Source organism: Hyalangium versicolor (assembly GCF_020103695.1).
In the GTDB taxonomy this organism is placed as follows: Bacteria; Myxococcota; Myxococcia; order Myxococcales; family Myxococcaceae; genus Hyalangium; species Hyalangium versicolor.
Window position 1 is genome coordinate 267727 of sequence record NZ_JAHXBF010000017.1, and the last position, 14443, is coordinate 282169.

The following is a 14443-nucleotide window of genomic DNA, read 5'->3' on the forward strand; positions in this document are numbered from 1 at the left end:
TTCCGCCAGCGGTGCAGAGGTGACTCAGTCTTACTCAACAAAACGCTTCCCTCCTCCATTGCTCGCGTTCTTGACGCTGGCGTGGATGGCCGGCTGTGCGACGAGCCCTCAGGGGCTGCGCCCTTCCTCCATACAGCGCGAGGCACCTTCTCCTGAACTCGCGGAGGGCAGCGGTGGCTCGGGCTTCTGGGAGAAGCGCGATGACTTTCAACTCCTCCAACAAGCGGCGGGTCTGAATGAGGACTCCAAGCACCAAGAGGGAGAGGAACTGAAAGCCGATAGTGCTCAAGCGCTCTGGAAGGCACTGGCTCGCACGCCCACGACGCTCCAGAACTTTGGTCCCCGTCGCTGCCTCGTCTCCGTACTGCGCCAGGTACTCGCCCGGGACAACGTCACCTCTTATCCCGAACTCCTGCAACAGTTCCGCCCCTTCCGGTCTCTGGCAGTGATGCGGCCGGACGGCTACTTGGTCAGCGCACTCGCTGGAACGCCTTTTCAGCGAATGGGCCACGTGCAGCTTCGCGAGGGCCGGCTCATGGCGGGTGCCTTCGAAGTAGGAGCCTTCTACAGGGACAGGGGTGGAGTCTTCTACGCCGTGGACAAAGTCCTGCTCCAGCCCGGCGCCATGGTGGGTGAGTTGGGCCTGGAGCGCGACTGGCTCAGCGCTGCGCTCGATGGAAGCGAGGAGGCCCTGGTGGAAGTAGGGCGCTCCCTGGCTCAGCTCATCACCTCTCCCGTTCGCAGCATCCAGGGAGTGAAGCAACTGCCGTCCGCTGTAGCAGCCCTCATCGTGTCCTCACCGGCTTACTTCGCGCACTACTCAGCGCTCCCGCTGCAAGAGCAGATTCGAGAGGCCGCTCGGATCTCCATGCACCTCCTTCTGCTCTATGGGAGCGCATCCGGTACGGCGACGCGCCTTGGCATGACGGGGACGACGCTACCCATGCTGTCCCTCACCGCTGAGGGGACACTGGCGTTGGAGAGAGTGGCAATCCCCATAAGCGCTACGGGGACAGCCCTGGGAACAGGTGTTGGTGCCGTCTATGTCCTCATGGAGTCCACCAAGCCTCCGGGGCAGGACAATCCGGCATCGGCCACCGATACCGCCAAGAACGTAACCCTGCCAGACAAGCGCGCGGGTCACATCTTTCGCGACGCACCAGGACATCTGAAGGACACTCCCGCCAATCGACAGCTCTTGAAGGATGTAGCCAACGATCCTGGAGCACGCCTTGGAACCGACAAATTCGGAAACAGGTGGTCGGCCCGCACGAATCCGGATGGTACTCAGACCTGGGTGCAGATCCGAAACGGTGAGATCATCAATGGCGGTGTCAATCCAACTCCGCGAATGTTCCATCCGGAGACTGGCCTATCAGCTCTCAAACCTATAAGAGGCTGACGTGAAGCCGACTGATCAGATCACCCTCCGAGAGGCCTATGCCGCCATGTACCGTTACTTGGAGAAGGCCTACGAACTCACGGGAGCGGATGAGTTGGGCGGATTGCTCGGAACCCTATCCCTCCTGCCAGATGGGCAACCGGCAGACCCAGCAGCATGGACAGACTGGCTCCATGCCGTTGAGGAGGTCCGGGCGGGCCGTGGCAACTTGCAGCTCGAGATAAAGCCGAGCGCCGACGACTGACGCGCACGGTCGTTCATTCGCTCCTCATCCTCCTGAGCGGCCGCTCAGACCTGGATCGTCTTGTCGAACGGCAGCTGGCGGATGCGCTGCCCCGTGAGCGTGAAGATCGCGTTCGCGATGGCCGGTGCCACGGGCGGCACACCGGGCTCGCCGATGCCTCCCGGCAACCCGTCGTTCGGGATGATGTCGACGTGGATCTTCCGAGGCGCCTGGCCGATGCGCACCAGCTTGAAGTCGCGGAAGTTCGTCTGCTGCGTCACGCCGCCCTTCATCGTGATGCCACCGTGGAAGGCAAGGCTCATCCCGAAGATGATCGAGCCCTCCATCTGCGAGCGCACGCGATCCGAGTTGATGACCGTGCCCGCATCCACCACCACCCAGGCCTCGTCGACCGCGATCTTCCCATTCGGGTTGCGCACCACCGACGCCACCACCGCCACGTACGTGAGGAAGCTCCGGTGCGCCGCCAGCCCCAGCGCCCGGCCGTCCTTCTTCCGATCGCTCCAGCGCGACAGCTCCGTGACGCGCTCCACGACGCGCCGCAGGCGCGCCACGTCCACCGGATGCTTCTCGACCGGCTGGCCGTAGTTCGGCAGCTTCTCGATGCCGAGCTCCTTCAGCGTCGCCACACGCGGCGGCCCCAGCAGCTCCAGCCGCACGTCGCGCGGGTCCTCCCCCCGAGCGTGGGCGATCTCGTCGATGAAGGAGTTCACCGAGAACGCGTGGAAGATGTTGTACACGGACCGCAGCCAGCCGATGCGCGTGAAGGCCGCCGCATCGCACGCCTCCGCGCGGACATTGGGCACCGAGAGCGCCAGATCCAGCACGCCCTGCTGCAGATCATTGGCCGAGGGCCGCCCAGGCGCACCGAAGAGCGTCCCGATCGACGGGAACGCCGTGCGGTGCCTCCAGGCAATCACCTTGCCCTGCGCATCCAGGCCCGCGGTGAGCCGCTGCGCGCTCACAGAGTGGTAGTAGTCGTGCTGGACATCGTCCTCGCGCGTCCACTGCACGCGCACCGGCACGCCCGCTTCCCTCGAGAGCCACGCCGCCTCGGAGACGAAGTCGGCCTTGGACTTGCGCCCGAAGCCACCGCCCAGGAACGTCACGTGGACGGCAACCTTGTCCTCGGACAGCCCGAGCACCCGCGCCGCCTCGGTGCGAGCCGCCTGCGGATTCTGCGTGGGAGCCCACACCTCGCAAGCGCCATTCTCGAAACGAGCCACCGCCACCGGCGGCTCCATGGGCGCATGCGCCAGGTGGGGAATGTGGTAGTCGGCCTCGACCGTGCGCGCGGCCTTGGCCAGAGCGCCATCGACATCTCCCACGGTGCGGGCTGGAGTCCCCGGTGTCTGCAGCGCGGCGCTCAGCGTCTGATGGTACTGCTCCGAGTCATAGGAGGCGTTCGCGCTCTCTGACCAGCTGACCTCCAGCGCGGCCCGCCCCTTCATCGCGGCCCAGGTGTTCTCCGCGAGGACGGCGACGCCGCCCCAGGGCTGGAAGACGTAGGGCGGCTTCGGCGCCGGGAGCTCAATCACGCGCTTCACGCCCGGAATGGCCAGGGCGCGGTTGGCGTCGTACTTCGTCACGGCACTGCCCACCACCGGGGGACGCGCGATGACCGCCGTGAGCATGCCCGGCAGCCGCACATCCGCCCCGAAGATCGCCTTGCCCGTGACATACGCAGGCCCATCGAGCAGCGGCAGCGCCTGTCCCACGTGACGCAGCTCCGCCCGGGGTCGCAGCTTGACGTCCGCGGGCTTGGGAACCGCCAGCTTGCTGGCCTCGAGCGCCAGCTCACCGAACCCGAGCGTGCGCTGGCTGCCCTTGTGGGCCACGACGTGGTCGCGAGCCTCGCAGGTATCCGGAGACACCTTCCACCGCTTCGCGGCGGCGGCCACCAGCATCACGCGGACCGTGGCGCCCGCGCGGCGCATGTCCTCGTAGATGCCGCGGACGCTGTTCGAGCCGTCGGTGTTCTGGTCGCCGTAGGCCTTGTCTCCATCGGCCTGAACGATCTTCACCCGCGCCATGTCCGCACCGAGCTCGTCGGCAATGAGCACGGGGAGCGAGCTGCGGATGCCCTGCCCCATCTCGGAGCGGTGGCAGACGATCGTCACCACGCCATCCGGGGCCACGTGGACGAACACGTTCGGGTTCAGGCCGGGAACAGCCTTCTCCGCCGCGGGAGAGCTCGTCTTCGGCTTGGGCGACGCGGAGCCAGACGGCTCGTTCGTCGCCTTCTGAGCATCGCTGTCGCTGGGGAAGAAGCCGAGGGCCAGGCCCCCAGCCGCGAGGTTCAACCCCGCGAGGACGGAGCGCCGGGTGATCAACTTGGGCAGGTGGCTCATCGCGTCCTCATCCCTCCTCGGGCAGCCCGGCGGCCTTCTTCACGGCCGCGCGGATGCGGGTGTACGTGCCGCACCGGCACAGGTTGCCTGCCAGCGACTGATCGATCTCGGTATCCGAGGGCTTCGGATTGCTCGCGAGCAGGGCCGCCGCGGTCATGATCTGGCCCACCTGGCAGAACCCGCACTGAGGAACCGCATGCTCGACCCAGGCCTTCTGCAGCGGGTGGTTGCCGTCCGGCGAGAGGCCCTCGATGGTCGTCACCGAGCGCCCGGCCGCGCGACGCACGGGCGTCACGCACGCGCGCACCACATCGCCATCCAGGTGGATGGAGCACGCGCCGCACAGTGCCTGCCCGCAGCCGTACTTGGTGCCCGTGAGCCCCAGCACATCGCGCAGGGCCCAGAGCAGCGGCATGTCGGGGTCGACGTCGAGCTCCTGCTCCACGCCATTGATACGAACCTTGATGCTCACGGCCGCGCCTCCTCGCTCGGGCACTCGGCGCCCGTCTCCACCCATGCGGCGACAATCGCCCCGAAGCGTTCCTGCGAACCCGGTGCCGGCTCCCGGCCCCAGCCGGGCTTCCAGCCCCAGCCCACGAGCTCGTCGTGCGCGTTGTGCTCGACGATCTGGGCCAGCGTCTTCCCGCCATTCCGAGAGGTGTCCTTCAACTGCTCGCACACGGCGCGAGGCGTGCGCCCCGTCCACGCCATCGAGCGCGGAGCGAGGTGCCAGTTCGGAGCGCCGGGCACGCGCGACTGCTCCAGGTTCCGATCCTGGTGACAGCCGGTGCACTGCATGCCGACGACGCCCTGATCCTTCGGGCCGCGGACAACGGGAGGATCGTGCGGCTTCCAGTCAGCGCCCACGCCCTGGTACGGCGAGTCACCGTCCGGGTGGCAGTTGGAGCAGCGCGGGTGGAGCATCACCCGGCTGGCCTCCAGGAAGAGCGCCTTCGAGCGCTCGGCCCGATCGGAGATAGCGCCGAACGCCTCGGGCGCTCGCAGCTCGTTCGGGGCAACGGGGGGAAGAAGGGATGAGGAGGCATCCGGCTCGGGCTGACGCCGACTGCAGCTCGCCGCCGCCAGCAGGACGGCGACGGACGTCCCGAGGAAGAGCGACGGTCTCATCCGGAAGAAGGACAACCGGTTCGTGGTCGACATCCGTGAATTGACGTCCCGAAAAGGTGTAGCAGGGGAGATTACGGGCCAAGCCCTTTCTGTCAACGAGGAATGGCCTACCACGCTCGCCTATGTCCACAAGGAACGAATCATGCTGCTCTGGCAGTGGAAGCGGTTCGAAGAACTGGCGGTCGATGAGCTCTACCGGGTGCTCGCACTCCGGGAGCAGGTCTTCGTCGTGGAGCAGAAGTCGATCTACCAGGACGCGGACGGCCATGATCCCGGTGCGCACCACCTGCTGGGGACTGTCCCCGAGAGCCCAGAACCCCTTCTCGCGGCCTACCTGCGCGTGCTGCCTCCGGGGCTGAAGTACGCGGAGGCCAGCTTCGGCCGCGTGGTCACTGCCCCCAGCATGCGCCGCTACGGCTACGGCAAGCTCCTGGTGGAGAAGGGCCTCGCGTTCATCGAGGCCACCTTCCCCGGCGCGCCCATCCGCATCGGAGCCCAGCACTACCTCCAGCGGTTCTACGAGGGCTTCGGCTTCCGCTGCGTCAGCGACGTCTACGACGAGGACGGAATCCCCCACATCGACATGCTGCGCTGAGGAGCAGCGTGGCCGCTCGACGCTCCATGGGGGTGGGACCTATTCCGCCACCCCGATCAGGTGTACTCAACTCCCTCCACTTCCCTGTCCTACATCCGAGACCCGTATGCGCCGATTGCTGTGGACCACTCTCCTCGTCCTTTGTGCCTCCGCCTGTTCTGAAGAGTCCAAGCCTCCCCCCGACAACGGAATCCCCGATGCGGGCGTGCAACCCGATGCGGGCGTGCAACCCGATGCGGGTGTGCCAGACGCGGGGACGAATGACGGCGGAACCACCCCGTCCAGCTCCCACGGCTCGGGCAAGCTGCCCTGCGAGAGCACAGGCACGGTGGTCAGCGGATCGACGACGTACACCTACTGCGTGGCGACCATCGCCGGAGCCGAGCTCAAGATCATCGAGCCCCAAGGCACCTCACCGGGCACGCCCCTGAAGCTGGCCATCTACCTGCACGGCGACGGGGCCCGCGCCCACGATGGCAACACCGCGCCTCGCCTCCAGGCTCCTTGGACATCCACCCACGGAGCCCTCTACGTCTCGGCACGTGCGCCGAACCACTGCTCGTGGTGGACCAAGCCCACGGTGACCACGTGCCTGGACGACTCGCCCCCCGAGGATCGCGATCTTGAAGGCCTGAACGCCCAGACGTTCGTGCAGATCCTCACCGCCCTGCGCGCGGGCTGGGATCTACTCGATGAGCCCATCCTCTTCGGAGGCTCCTCGGGAGGCTCGGTGTTCCTCACGGCGAGCTTCCTGCCCAGGTATGGCGACAAGTACCACGGCATCTTCGCGCTCATGTGTGGCGGCGAGCCCTCGTGGACAGGCAACCTCAACTGGGACAGCGCCCAGTCCGCACTGCGCGGTTCGACGCGGCTCTCCTATGAGTACGGCGACAAGGATCCGTACATCGCCGATATCCAGAGCAGCGTGTCCTTCTTCGGAACGCGCCTCTTCCCGGTCGAGGAGAAGATCGTCCCCAACGCCGAGCACTGCGCGTTCGACCACATCGGACACGTGACGGAGTTCTGGAACAAGTACACGGGAGGCTGAGCCCTGAGTGGTCCACGGGGCCCGGCTTGACTGCCTCGGGAGGCTGCGGCATTCTGCACGAAACTGCAGAAACCCGCATGACTACGCAAACTCCCGAAGAACTCATCCCTGCCCTGCTGCCCGAGGAACGGCGGCGGCTCATTCTTGAGCGGCTGACAACAGAAGGCCGCGTCTTTGCGGCCGACCTCTGCCGGTTACTGCGGGTTTCGGAGGATACAGTCCGCCGGGATCTGCGGGAACTGGACGAAGCCGGCCAGCTCCGGAGGGTCCACGGCGGCGCCCTCCCGCGTGCCCATGCGGCGCTGAGCCACAAGGCCCGCGAGGAGATCCACCAACCCGAGAAGCATGCGCTGGCCCAGGTCGCCGCCGGGTTGGTTCGCTCCGGACAGGTGCTCTTCATCGATGGAGGCACCACCACGTTGGAGGTGGCACGCGCGCTCCCGCGCGATCTGCGCGCCACCGTCATCACCGTGAGCCCACCCGTGGCGCTGGCCCTGGCCGGCTACCCGGGAATCGAAGTCCGGCTGGTGGGTGGCCGGCTTCACCCGGAAGCGCTGACGCTGGTGGGCGCCGAGACGGTCGAGGCGCTACGCCAGGTGCGAGCCGATCTCTGCCTGCTGGGAGTGTGCAGCCTCCACGTCGAGGCCGGCATCACCGCGAGCTACGCCGAAGAAGCGGCGGTCAAACGAGCCCTGATCCAGAGCGCGGCCGAGACGGTGGCGGTGGCCACCGCGGACAAGCTCGGCACGCTCTCGCCCTTCGTGGTGGCGCCCGTCGAGCGGCTGGCGACGCTGGTGACCGAGGCGACGACTCCTGAAGCAACCCTGGCCCCCTTCCACAAACTCTCTCTCCGGGTGATGACCGCATGAATGCCAGTCTTGTCTTGGAGGGCCGCGCCGAGCCCTCTCCCTCCGCCGCGCGCGTTGGAGTGTCCGCCATCTTCTTCATCAACGGCTTTGCCTTCGCGAGCTGGGTGCCACACATCCCCACGGTGCAGGCCCGCCTGGGCCTGAGCGCGAGTCAGCTGGGCCTGGCGCTGTTGGGAGTGGCCGTGGGAGCACTGGTGGCCATGCCCGTGACGGGGGCGCTGGTGGCTCGCTGGGGCAGCCGCGCCGTCACGCTCGTGAGTTCCCTGCTGTTCTGTCCAATGGTGGCGCTGCCCGTGCGAGCCCCCAGCCTCGTGTGGCTGTCGCTGCTGCTGGTGGCCTTCGGGGCCATCAACGGCGCCATGGACGTGGCGATGAATGCCCATGCCGTCACCGTGGAGCGCAAGCTGGGCCGCACCATCATGTCCTCGTTCCATGGGCTGTTCAGCCTGGGAGGGCTGACCGGCTCCGGGGCCGCCATGCTGCTCATCTCCCTAGGCCTCTCGCCCGAGTTGCACATGGCTTGCGCTGGAGCGTTGGGACTGCTCGTCGTCCTCGCCTCCGCACGCACGCTGCTGCCGCCCTCCGCGGACGAAGGGGGCAGCGCGCACACCTTCGCGCTCCCTCGAGGGCCCGTGCTGTGGCTCGGCCTGCTCTCCTTCTTCGTGTTGATGGCGGAAGGGGCCATGGCGGACTGGAGCGCCGTCTACCTGCGCAACTCCCTGAACTCCGCGGCGGGGCTGGCGGGAGCGGGTTACGCGGTGTTCTCGCTGGCCATGTCCACCGGACGCCTGACCGGGGATCGGCTCGTCACCGCCCTGGGCCCGGAGCGACTGGTGCGCGTGGGAGCAGCGCTGGCCGCGGGAGGCCTGGGAGGCGCCCTGCTGCTGCACCACCCGGTGGCGGCGCTGATCGGCTTCGGCTGTGTGGGGCTGGGCCTGTCCAACCTCGTCCCCGTGCTGTTCAGCGCGGCGGGGCGCGTGCGAGGCAGCTCAGCGGGCGTGGCCATCGCGGCGGTGTCGACGACAGGGTACGGCGGCTTCCTTGTGGGCCCTCCGCTGGTCGGGTTCCTGGCCGATCACACCAGCCTCTCGGGAGCGCTGGCGATGCTGGTGCCCGCCCTGGTCCTCGTGGCCGCGAACGGGAGGCTCGTGCGCTCGGGGCAGGAAGGCTGAACCCCCGAAGGAGAAGCGCCAGGCGACTCAGGCCTGGGCGCTCTTGTAGTCAATGCGCAACCCGCGGTGGGTCACGGTGATGAACGGGCGGCCGAACCAACCACAGTGCTTACAAACGCCGTTCGGACCGGATGCGGAGACCCGCACCGGCAGATCGGCGCCGCACGTCGGACAGCCCTCGGGGAGGGTGAATTCGCGCAGTGGGGTGTGCACTTCAGTCATGTATTTGAGGTAACGCAGCGCCCGGGTTCCGCAATGGCGCCGCGCGCGAAGCCTCTCTCCGCCATCCCGACGGCTCAGTGCGTCGAGGCTGCTCGCCAGGTCTCCTGACGGGCAGGGCCAGAGGGGCCGTGCCAGAAGCGACACCCGGCTCCACCCTTACGGGCACGTTCCTTTCAACCTTTCCGCAAGGAGAAGTGCCCATGATCGCGTCAACCCTGACCGAGCAGCCTGGCATCCTCAAGTCCGCAGCCCTGCTGCCCCCGCGCCTGACCCTGGGCTCGACCATGGTGGTCCACGGGATCAGCAAGCTGAAGAAAGAGGGAACGGAGAAACATGTCCCCTTCTTCGAGCAGTTGGGCTTCAAGCCGGGCCGGCCCTGGGTGCTCGCGCTGGGCATCACCGAGGTCGCCTCCGGAATCAGCGCCATCCTGGGCGTGGCCACCCGCATCACGGCGCTCGCGGTGCTCGTCACCCAGGCGGTGGCCATCGGCAAGGTGCATGGCTCCAAGGGCTTCAACAACCAGCAGGGTGGCTACGAGTTCAACCTGGCCCTGATGGGTTCGGCCCTCACCCTGCTGATGCGCGGGCCCGGCAGCGTGTCGGTGCACAGCGTCCTGGAGAGCCGCGTGAAGCGCCGCGAGCTGCGACGCTTCAAGCTGCTGCCCCGCCAGCGCAAGGGCTCGTGGCTGCTGGATCTGCTGGGCTGAGCACGGCGGGGGTGCACTCCCCCCGTCTCAGGGGATCAGCGAGAAGCAGTAGATGCCGCCGTAGCCGCCGCCGGATCCCACCGTGTTCGAGTTCGAATCCGGCGGCCCCGTCTCGATGAGGTTCACACCGGGCGCACAGCCGGACTCGTCCAGCGCGGACATCCAGTTGTCCGTGCCCCCACCGCCTCCGCCCGAGCGAGGCCACGAGTGACCCACTCGGGGACGGCCCTCGCTCGCCTTGTCACCCGCAGCCGCCGTCCAGTCCTTGCAGGTGGCCGTGGAGCTGTAGAGCTTGCCGCTGGAGTTGGTCCCGGTCAGGAAGTCGTGGTTGTCCACCGACGCCTGGCTGGGATCGGGCCGGTGGTTGGGCACTCCGTCTTCATTCGGGAAGTCGTTGACGATGACCGAGCTGCCTCCCGAGGGCCGGTTGTGGAGCAGATCCGCCTTGGTGCTGGCCAGCAGCCGCCCGAGCCGGTCGTACCAGGGGCCACTGCCAATCCGGTCGATGGCGTTGACCTGCTGGCCATCCTCTCCCGCCACGGCGCTCAGGAAGGCACGCCACGGCTTCTGGCCAGCTCCTGGCATGCTCCTCTCGGCGATGGTGGCGCAGATCTTGTCCGCGCCCCGGAGTCCAGCCCCAGCCCCTGTCTCTCCGAAGCGAAGGTCTCCGCCAAAGCCGCTCTGGCTCCCCGACAACTCCTGCATCGCCTTGAGGCTCGTGACGAAGAAGCTGAACGGCGGCAGCGTTCCGCCATCCGCGCTCGCGCCGCCGTCGGCCACCGTGCCGCCGTCCGTGCTCGTGCCGCCATCCGTGCCCTGAGTCCCGCCATCCCCTCCACCCGGAGTCACTCCGCTGTCCGCGGGGTCCGGCACCGAGGGCGCGGATGAGTCACCGCAGCCCACGAGCAAGGTGATCAGCACGCCCCCAAGCTGAAGCCATGAGAGCCGAGATGCGTGGCTCATATCGATTGCATCCTCCGTCCGAGACGCTGCCTCCGGCCCTCGGCAGGTCCCGCGGAACGATGCGCCCGGAGTGTTACAACTTCCTAACGACCAGATTTCCAACCATTTCCTCCCAGTGAAGATCTGTTTCCACAATCGCTTGCATGCCGGGCTCTCAAACCAGACATGAACCCCATGTTTCAGGGTGCAAAACTTCACCCATGACGAACCCTGTCACACGAAACAGAGCCGCTATTTTCTGCAAACCAGCATTCATCGCAGGCTGGGGATTCCCGGGCGCGGACGCCTTGGGGGTTCTCCCCAGCCCTGCTGCGGCAGCGCAAATTTGCACTCCTCCGCTCTGGAGCGTTCGAGGCGTGCGCTCGCGACAATACAGAGATTCACGCAAACTCTGGTGAGGCCTCTGTCTACAAAGACAGACTCAAAATTGGGGCTTGCGATCTCAAATGAGAAGATCGACGCTTTCTCTCAAGCAATGGGCGATGAGTGAATCGCCTTCTGCTCCCGGCCCCACCTGAATCCCCCACTCGAGTTTGTTCTCAGTCTCAGATGGTTCTGCTGTTGGCCAAACATCCAAGGAACCCACCAGATGACACTGAATCCCCCCCGAAGTGCTCTTCTGCTACTCGCCACCCTGTCTGTCTTTGGTTGCCGAGAGGAGGCGGATGAGTCTTCGCTGCTGGAAGCGACGCCCTCCACCGTCCGCACCACCCACCAGGAGGTCAACAGCACCAACAAGGTGCTGATCCTCGGCAGCAGCGTCAGTGGCGGGCTCGACAGCCGCGAGGCCCAGGCGGTGCGCGAAGCTTCCCCCTACACGCAGATCGACGTGGTGACACCGGAGCAGTGGAAGGCGCTGACGGCCCAGCAGTTCATGGCGTACCGCACCCTCATCATCGGTGACGGGAACTGCCAGAGCGGCACGGCCGCGTTCCAGGCCGCCATCGACACCCGCAACACGTGGGGCGCCATCGTCGACGGAGACATCGCCATCCTCAGCACCGACCCGACGCACAACCGCACGCCCCAACTGGTCGAGAGCGCCATCCAGTTCGTGCTCAACTCCCAGCAGAAGCGCACGGGCATGTACATCGCGCTCGGCTGCGCCTACCAGACTGCTCCCGCCAACACGGCGGTGACGCTGCTGGAGCCCTTCGGCGAGTTCAAGGTGCAGGGCGTGCAGGGCTGCGCCGACTCCGCGCACATGCTCCAGATGTATAACGATCTGCTGTCCCGCTACATCTTCGACGGCCTGCTCACCGGCGATGGGTGCGCGGCACGCTCGGTGTTCAACGCCTACCCGGAGCGCAACTTCTCGCTCGCCGCGCTGGCGATGAACTCCCTGGGGACGCCCATGCCCAGCCAGAGGACGTACTCGGATGTCCTCTTCGATCCGGGGAACACGACGTCCTTTGGAGGAACGCCCTACATCATCGTGCGCGGCGCCATGCCCGCGAGCACTGGCTGTGGCATCCCCGAGAACCCCGCCAACGAAGAGTGCGATCTGGGCGATGGAATCAACGGGAGCCCCGCGCTGGCGGGCCAGCAGGCCTCGGCTACGTGCTCGTACTCGTGCCACCTCCACTGGTGCGGCGATGGTCAAGTGGACCGGGACTTCGGCGAGCAGTGCGACCTGGGCGTCAACAACGGCCGCACGGGCGACTCCGCCGGCAACATCGGTGAGTGCACCTCGTTCTGCAAGCTCCCCAACATCCCCCCGGCTCCCTCCATCCCGCCTGCCGCGCTCTGCAAGAGCGTGACGGTCGCGGCGCAGGCCACCTGCGGCCAGACCGCGAACATCGACAACGGCTCCTATGACACCGACAGCGATCTGGTGGGCTGCACGCAGAGCCCCGCGGGCCCGTACGGCATCGGCACCACCACGGTGACCCTCACCTGCACGGATCAGGCGAACCACTCCTCCTCGTGCACCGGCGCGGTGACGGTGACGGATGAGGGAGCGCCCACGGTGGCGATCTCCGGCCCGGCGTCCCAGTCGCTGGAGTGCAACCCCGGCGGCGCGTACACGGACCCGGGCGTGACGGCGAGCGACTCGTGCGAGGGCTCGCTGCCCGCAAGCCGCATCTCGACGAGCGGCTCGGTGAACCTGGGCGTACCCGCCACCTACTCGCTGAGCTACGTGGCCACCGACACCTCCGGCAACAAGTCTACCGCGGTGACTCGGATGGTGACCGTGACCGACTCGCTGGCGCCGAGCATCACGCTCAACGGCCTGGCCAACCTGCGGCAGGAGTGCGGCACTGCCTACACCGACCCTGGCGCCTCGGCCACCGATCAATGCGCGGGCACTCTCACCAGCGCGATTCTCCGGACCGGGACGGTGAACCCCCAGACCCTGAGCACCTATACCCTGCGCTTCAACGTGAATGATGGGTACGGCCACGCCGCTCCCGAGGTGAGCCGCGTCGTCACGGTCTCCGATACGCAGAAGCCCGTCGTCACGGTGAATGGCGCGCTGACCGTTCAGCTCGAGTGCGGCGTGAGCACCTATACGGATCCGGGCGCCTCGGCCACCGACGCGTGCGCCGGGACGCTGCCCACCGTCGCCACCTCCACGCCCAACCGGCAGGCGCCGGGCACGTACTCCATCCGCTATACGGCCACGGACCCCTCGGGCAACGTGGGCACCTCGACCAGCAGCCGCGCCGTGACGGTGAAGGACACCCTGCCTCCCGCGCTGGCCCTCAATGGCGCGCCCAGCGCGACCCTGCAGTGCGGCGCGGCCTACACCGACCCGGGTGCCACCGCCTCGGACGCCTGCGCAGGCAACCTCACTCCGAGCATCGTCACCACCAGCAACGTCGACACGTCCAAGGCCGGCCAGTACACCGTCAACTACCGGGTGACGGATCCCTCGGGGAACGTGAGCACCGTCAGCCGCCAGATCACCGTGGGCCCCTGCTCCACCTGCATCTCCGTCCACCTGAGCGACTTCACCCTGTTCCTGACCGGGGACTACAACGGCGGCCATGACATGGAGGGCAAGGTCGCGGTGGGCGGCAACATCGTCCTGAGCGACTTCTCCATGGGCGCGAGCCTGCCGGACAACGACATCGCCAACACCCTGGTGGCGGGCGGCAACCTGAGCCTCAACCGCGGCGGACTCCACGGCGACACCTGGTACGGAGGCACCCTCAGCACCAACACCTCCGTGGTCCAGCCCCGAGGCGTCACCCGCAGGGGCACGCCCGTCGACTTCACGGCCCGCTTCAACGAGCTGCGGACCCTCTCCTCACAGCTGGCGGGCCTCACGGTCAACGGCACCACGAAGCGGGAGACGTGGGGCGGCGTCATGCTGAAGGGCACCAACCCCAACGTGAACGTGTTCAGCGTGCAGGCCAGCGCCTTCACGGGTGCCAAGCTGTTCTCCATCGATGCGCCGGCGAACTCGCTGGCGGTGATCAACATCTATGGAGCCTCGGCTACGTTCACCGGCTTCGGCCAGTCGTTCAGCGGCGGCATCAACCAGCACGGCGTGGTCTTCAACTTCGTCGACACCACCACCATCAATGCGCAGGGCTACGGCTTCTTCGGCACGCTGCTGGCGCCCAAGGCCAACGTCACCTTCACCGATGGCAGCTTCAACGGCGGCCTCTTCGCCCTGTCGCTGACCGGCAACGGCGAGGGCCACTTCGACCCGCTGCCGGACCGCAGCATCTGCCCGTAAGGCTCGGGCGGGGTGGGCTCCCGCAGCCCCCCCGCCCTCCCTCGCCTCGCGGCG

12 protein-coding genes are annotated in these 14443 nt (G+C 67.2%); 8 read left to right on the plus strand and 4 right to left on the minus strand.

The genetic code is table 11. The features are described from left to right. Positions 1-85 precede the first annotated feature (85 nt). Both KY501_RS32680 and KY501_RS32685 read left to right on the plus strand, forming a co-directional pair. On the plus strand, positions 86-1402 hold the full coding sequence (locus tag KY501_RS32680) for a hypothetical protein (protein ID WP_224367594.1): 1317 nt from the start codon (positions 86-88) through the stop codon (positions 1400-1402). A 1-nt stretch (position 1403) separates the two neighbouring features. Beyond that, on the plus strand, positions 1404-1646 hold the full coding sequence (locus KY501_RS32685) for a hypothetical protein (RefSeq protein ID WP_224367595.1): 243 nt from the start codon (positions 1404-1406) through the stop codon (positions 1644-1646). Between the two features lie 44 nt (positions 1647-1690). Here the strand turns inward: KY501_RS32685 and KY501_RS32690 are convergent, their stop codons facing one another. The 3 genes from KY501_RS32690 to KY501_RS32700 are packed head-to-tail and all read right to left on the minus strand — an operon-like array spanning position 1691 to position 5158. Next, complete coding sequence (locus tag KY501_RS32690; protein ID WP_224367596.1) at positions 1691-3997, minus strand: xanthine dehydrogenase family protein molybdopterin-binding subunit; 2307 nt, start codon at positions 3995-3997, stop codon at positions 1691-1693. Positions 3998-4004: 7 nt separating this feature from the next. Continuing rightward, entirely contained in the window at positions 4005-4469 is a 465-nt protein-coding gene (locus KY501_RS32695) for a (2Fe-2S)-binding protein (RefSeq protein ID WP_309243016.1), read from the minus strand. Further along, positions 4466-5158 carry an Isoquinoline 1-oxidoreductase subunit gene (locus KY501_RS32700; protein ID WP_224367598.1) on the minus strand — a complete coding sequence of 231 codons (693 nt, stop codon included), beginning with the start codon at positions 5156-5158 and terminating at the stop codon, positions 4466-4468. Before KY501_RS32700 ends, KY501_RS32695 begins: the two co-directional genes overlap by 4 nt. A 109-nt stretch (positions 5159-5267) precedes the next feature. Here KY501_RS32700 and KY501_RS32705 point away from each other — a divergent pair, with 109 nt between their 5' ends. From KY501_RS32705 to KY501_RS32725, 5 genes are all read left to right on the plus strand, one after another. After that, entirely contained in the window at positions 5268-5720 is a 453-nt protein-coding gene (locus KY501_RS32705; RefSeq protein ID WP_224367599.1) for a GNAT family N-acetyltransferase, read from the plus strand. Positions 5721-5826: 106 nt separating this feature from the next. Next, positions 5827-6768 carry an alpha/beta hydrolase gene (locus tag KY501_RS32710; RefSeq protein ID WP_224367600.1) on the plus strand — a complete coding sequence of 314 codons (942 nt, stop codon included), beginning with the start codon at positions 5827-5829 and terminating at the stop codon, positions 6766-6768. 77 nt (positions 6769-6845) lie between these two features. Then, a complete protein-coding gene (locus tag KY501_RS32715; RefSeq protein ID WP_224367601.1) occupies positions 6846-7637 on the plus strand; it encodes a DeoR/GlpR family DNA-binding transcription regulator in 792 nt (263 codons plus the stop codon). Further along, positions 7634-8809, plus strand: coding sequence for an MFS transporter (locus tag KY501_RS32720; protein WP_224367602.1), 1176 nt, complete (start codon positions 7634-7636; stop codon positions 8807-8809). The genes KY501_RS32715 and KY501_RS32720 overlap by 4 nt, the downstream gene beginning before the upstream one ends. 422 nt (positions 8810-9231) lie before the next feature. Further along, entirely contained in the window at positions 9232-9738 is a 507-nt protein-coding gene (locus tag KY501_RS32725; protein ID WP_224367603.1) for a DoxX family protein, read from the plus strand. Between the two features lie 27 nt (positions 9739-9765). Here KY501_RS32725 and KY501_RS32730 read toward each other — a convergent pair whose 3' ends face one another. Continuing rightward, a complete protein-coding gene (locus tag KY501_RS32730; RefSeq protein WP_224367604.1) occupies positions 9766-10701 on the minus strand; it encodes a hypothetical protein in 936 nt (311 codons plus the stop codon). 589 nt (positions 10702-11290) lie between these two features. Between KY501_RS32730 and KY501_RS32735 the strand changes: the two genes are divergently transcribed. Then, positions 11291-14389 carry a choice-of-anchor A family protein gene (locus tag KY501_RS32735; RefSeq protein ID WP_224367605.1) on the plus strand — a complete coding sequence of 1033 codons (3099 nt, stop codon included), beginning with the start codon at positions 11291-11293 and terminating at the stop codon, positions 14387-14389. Positions 14390-14443: the final 54 nt, after the last annotated feature.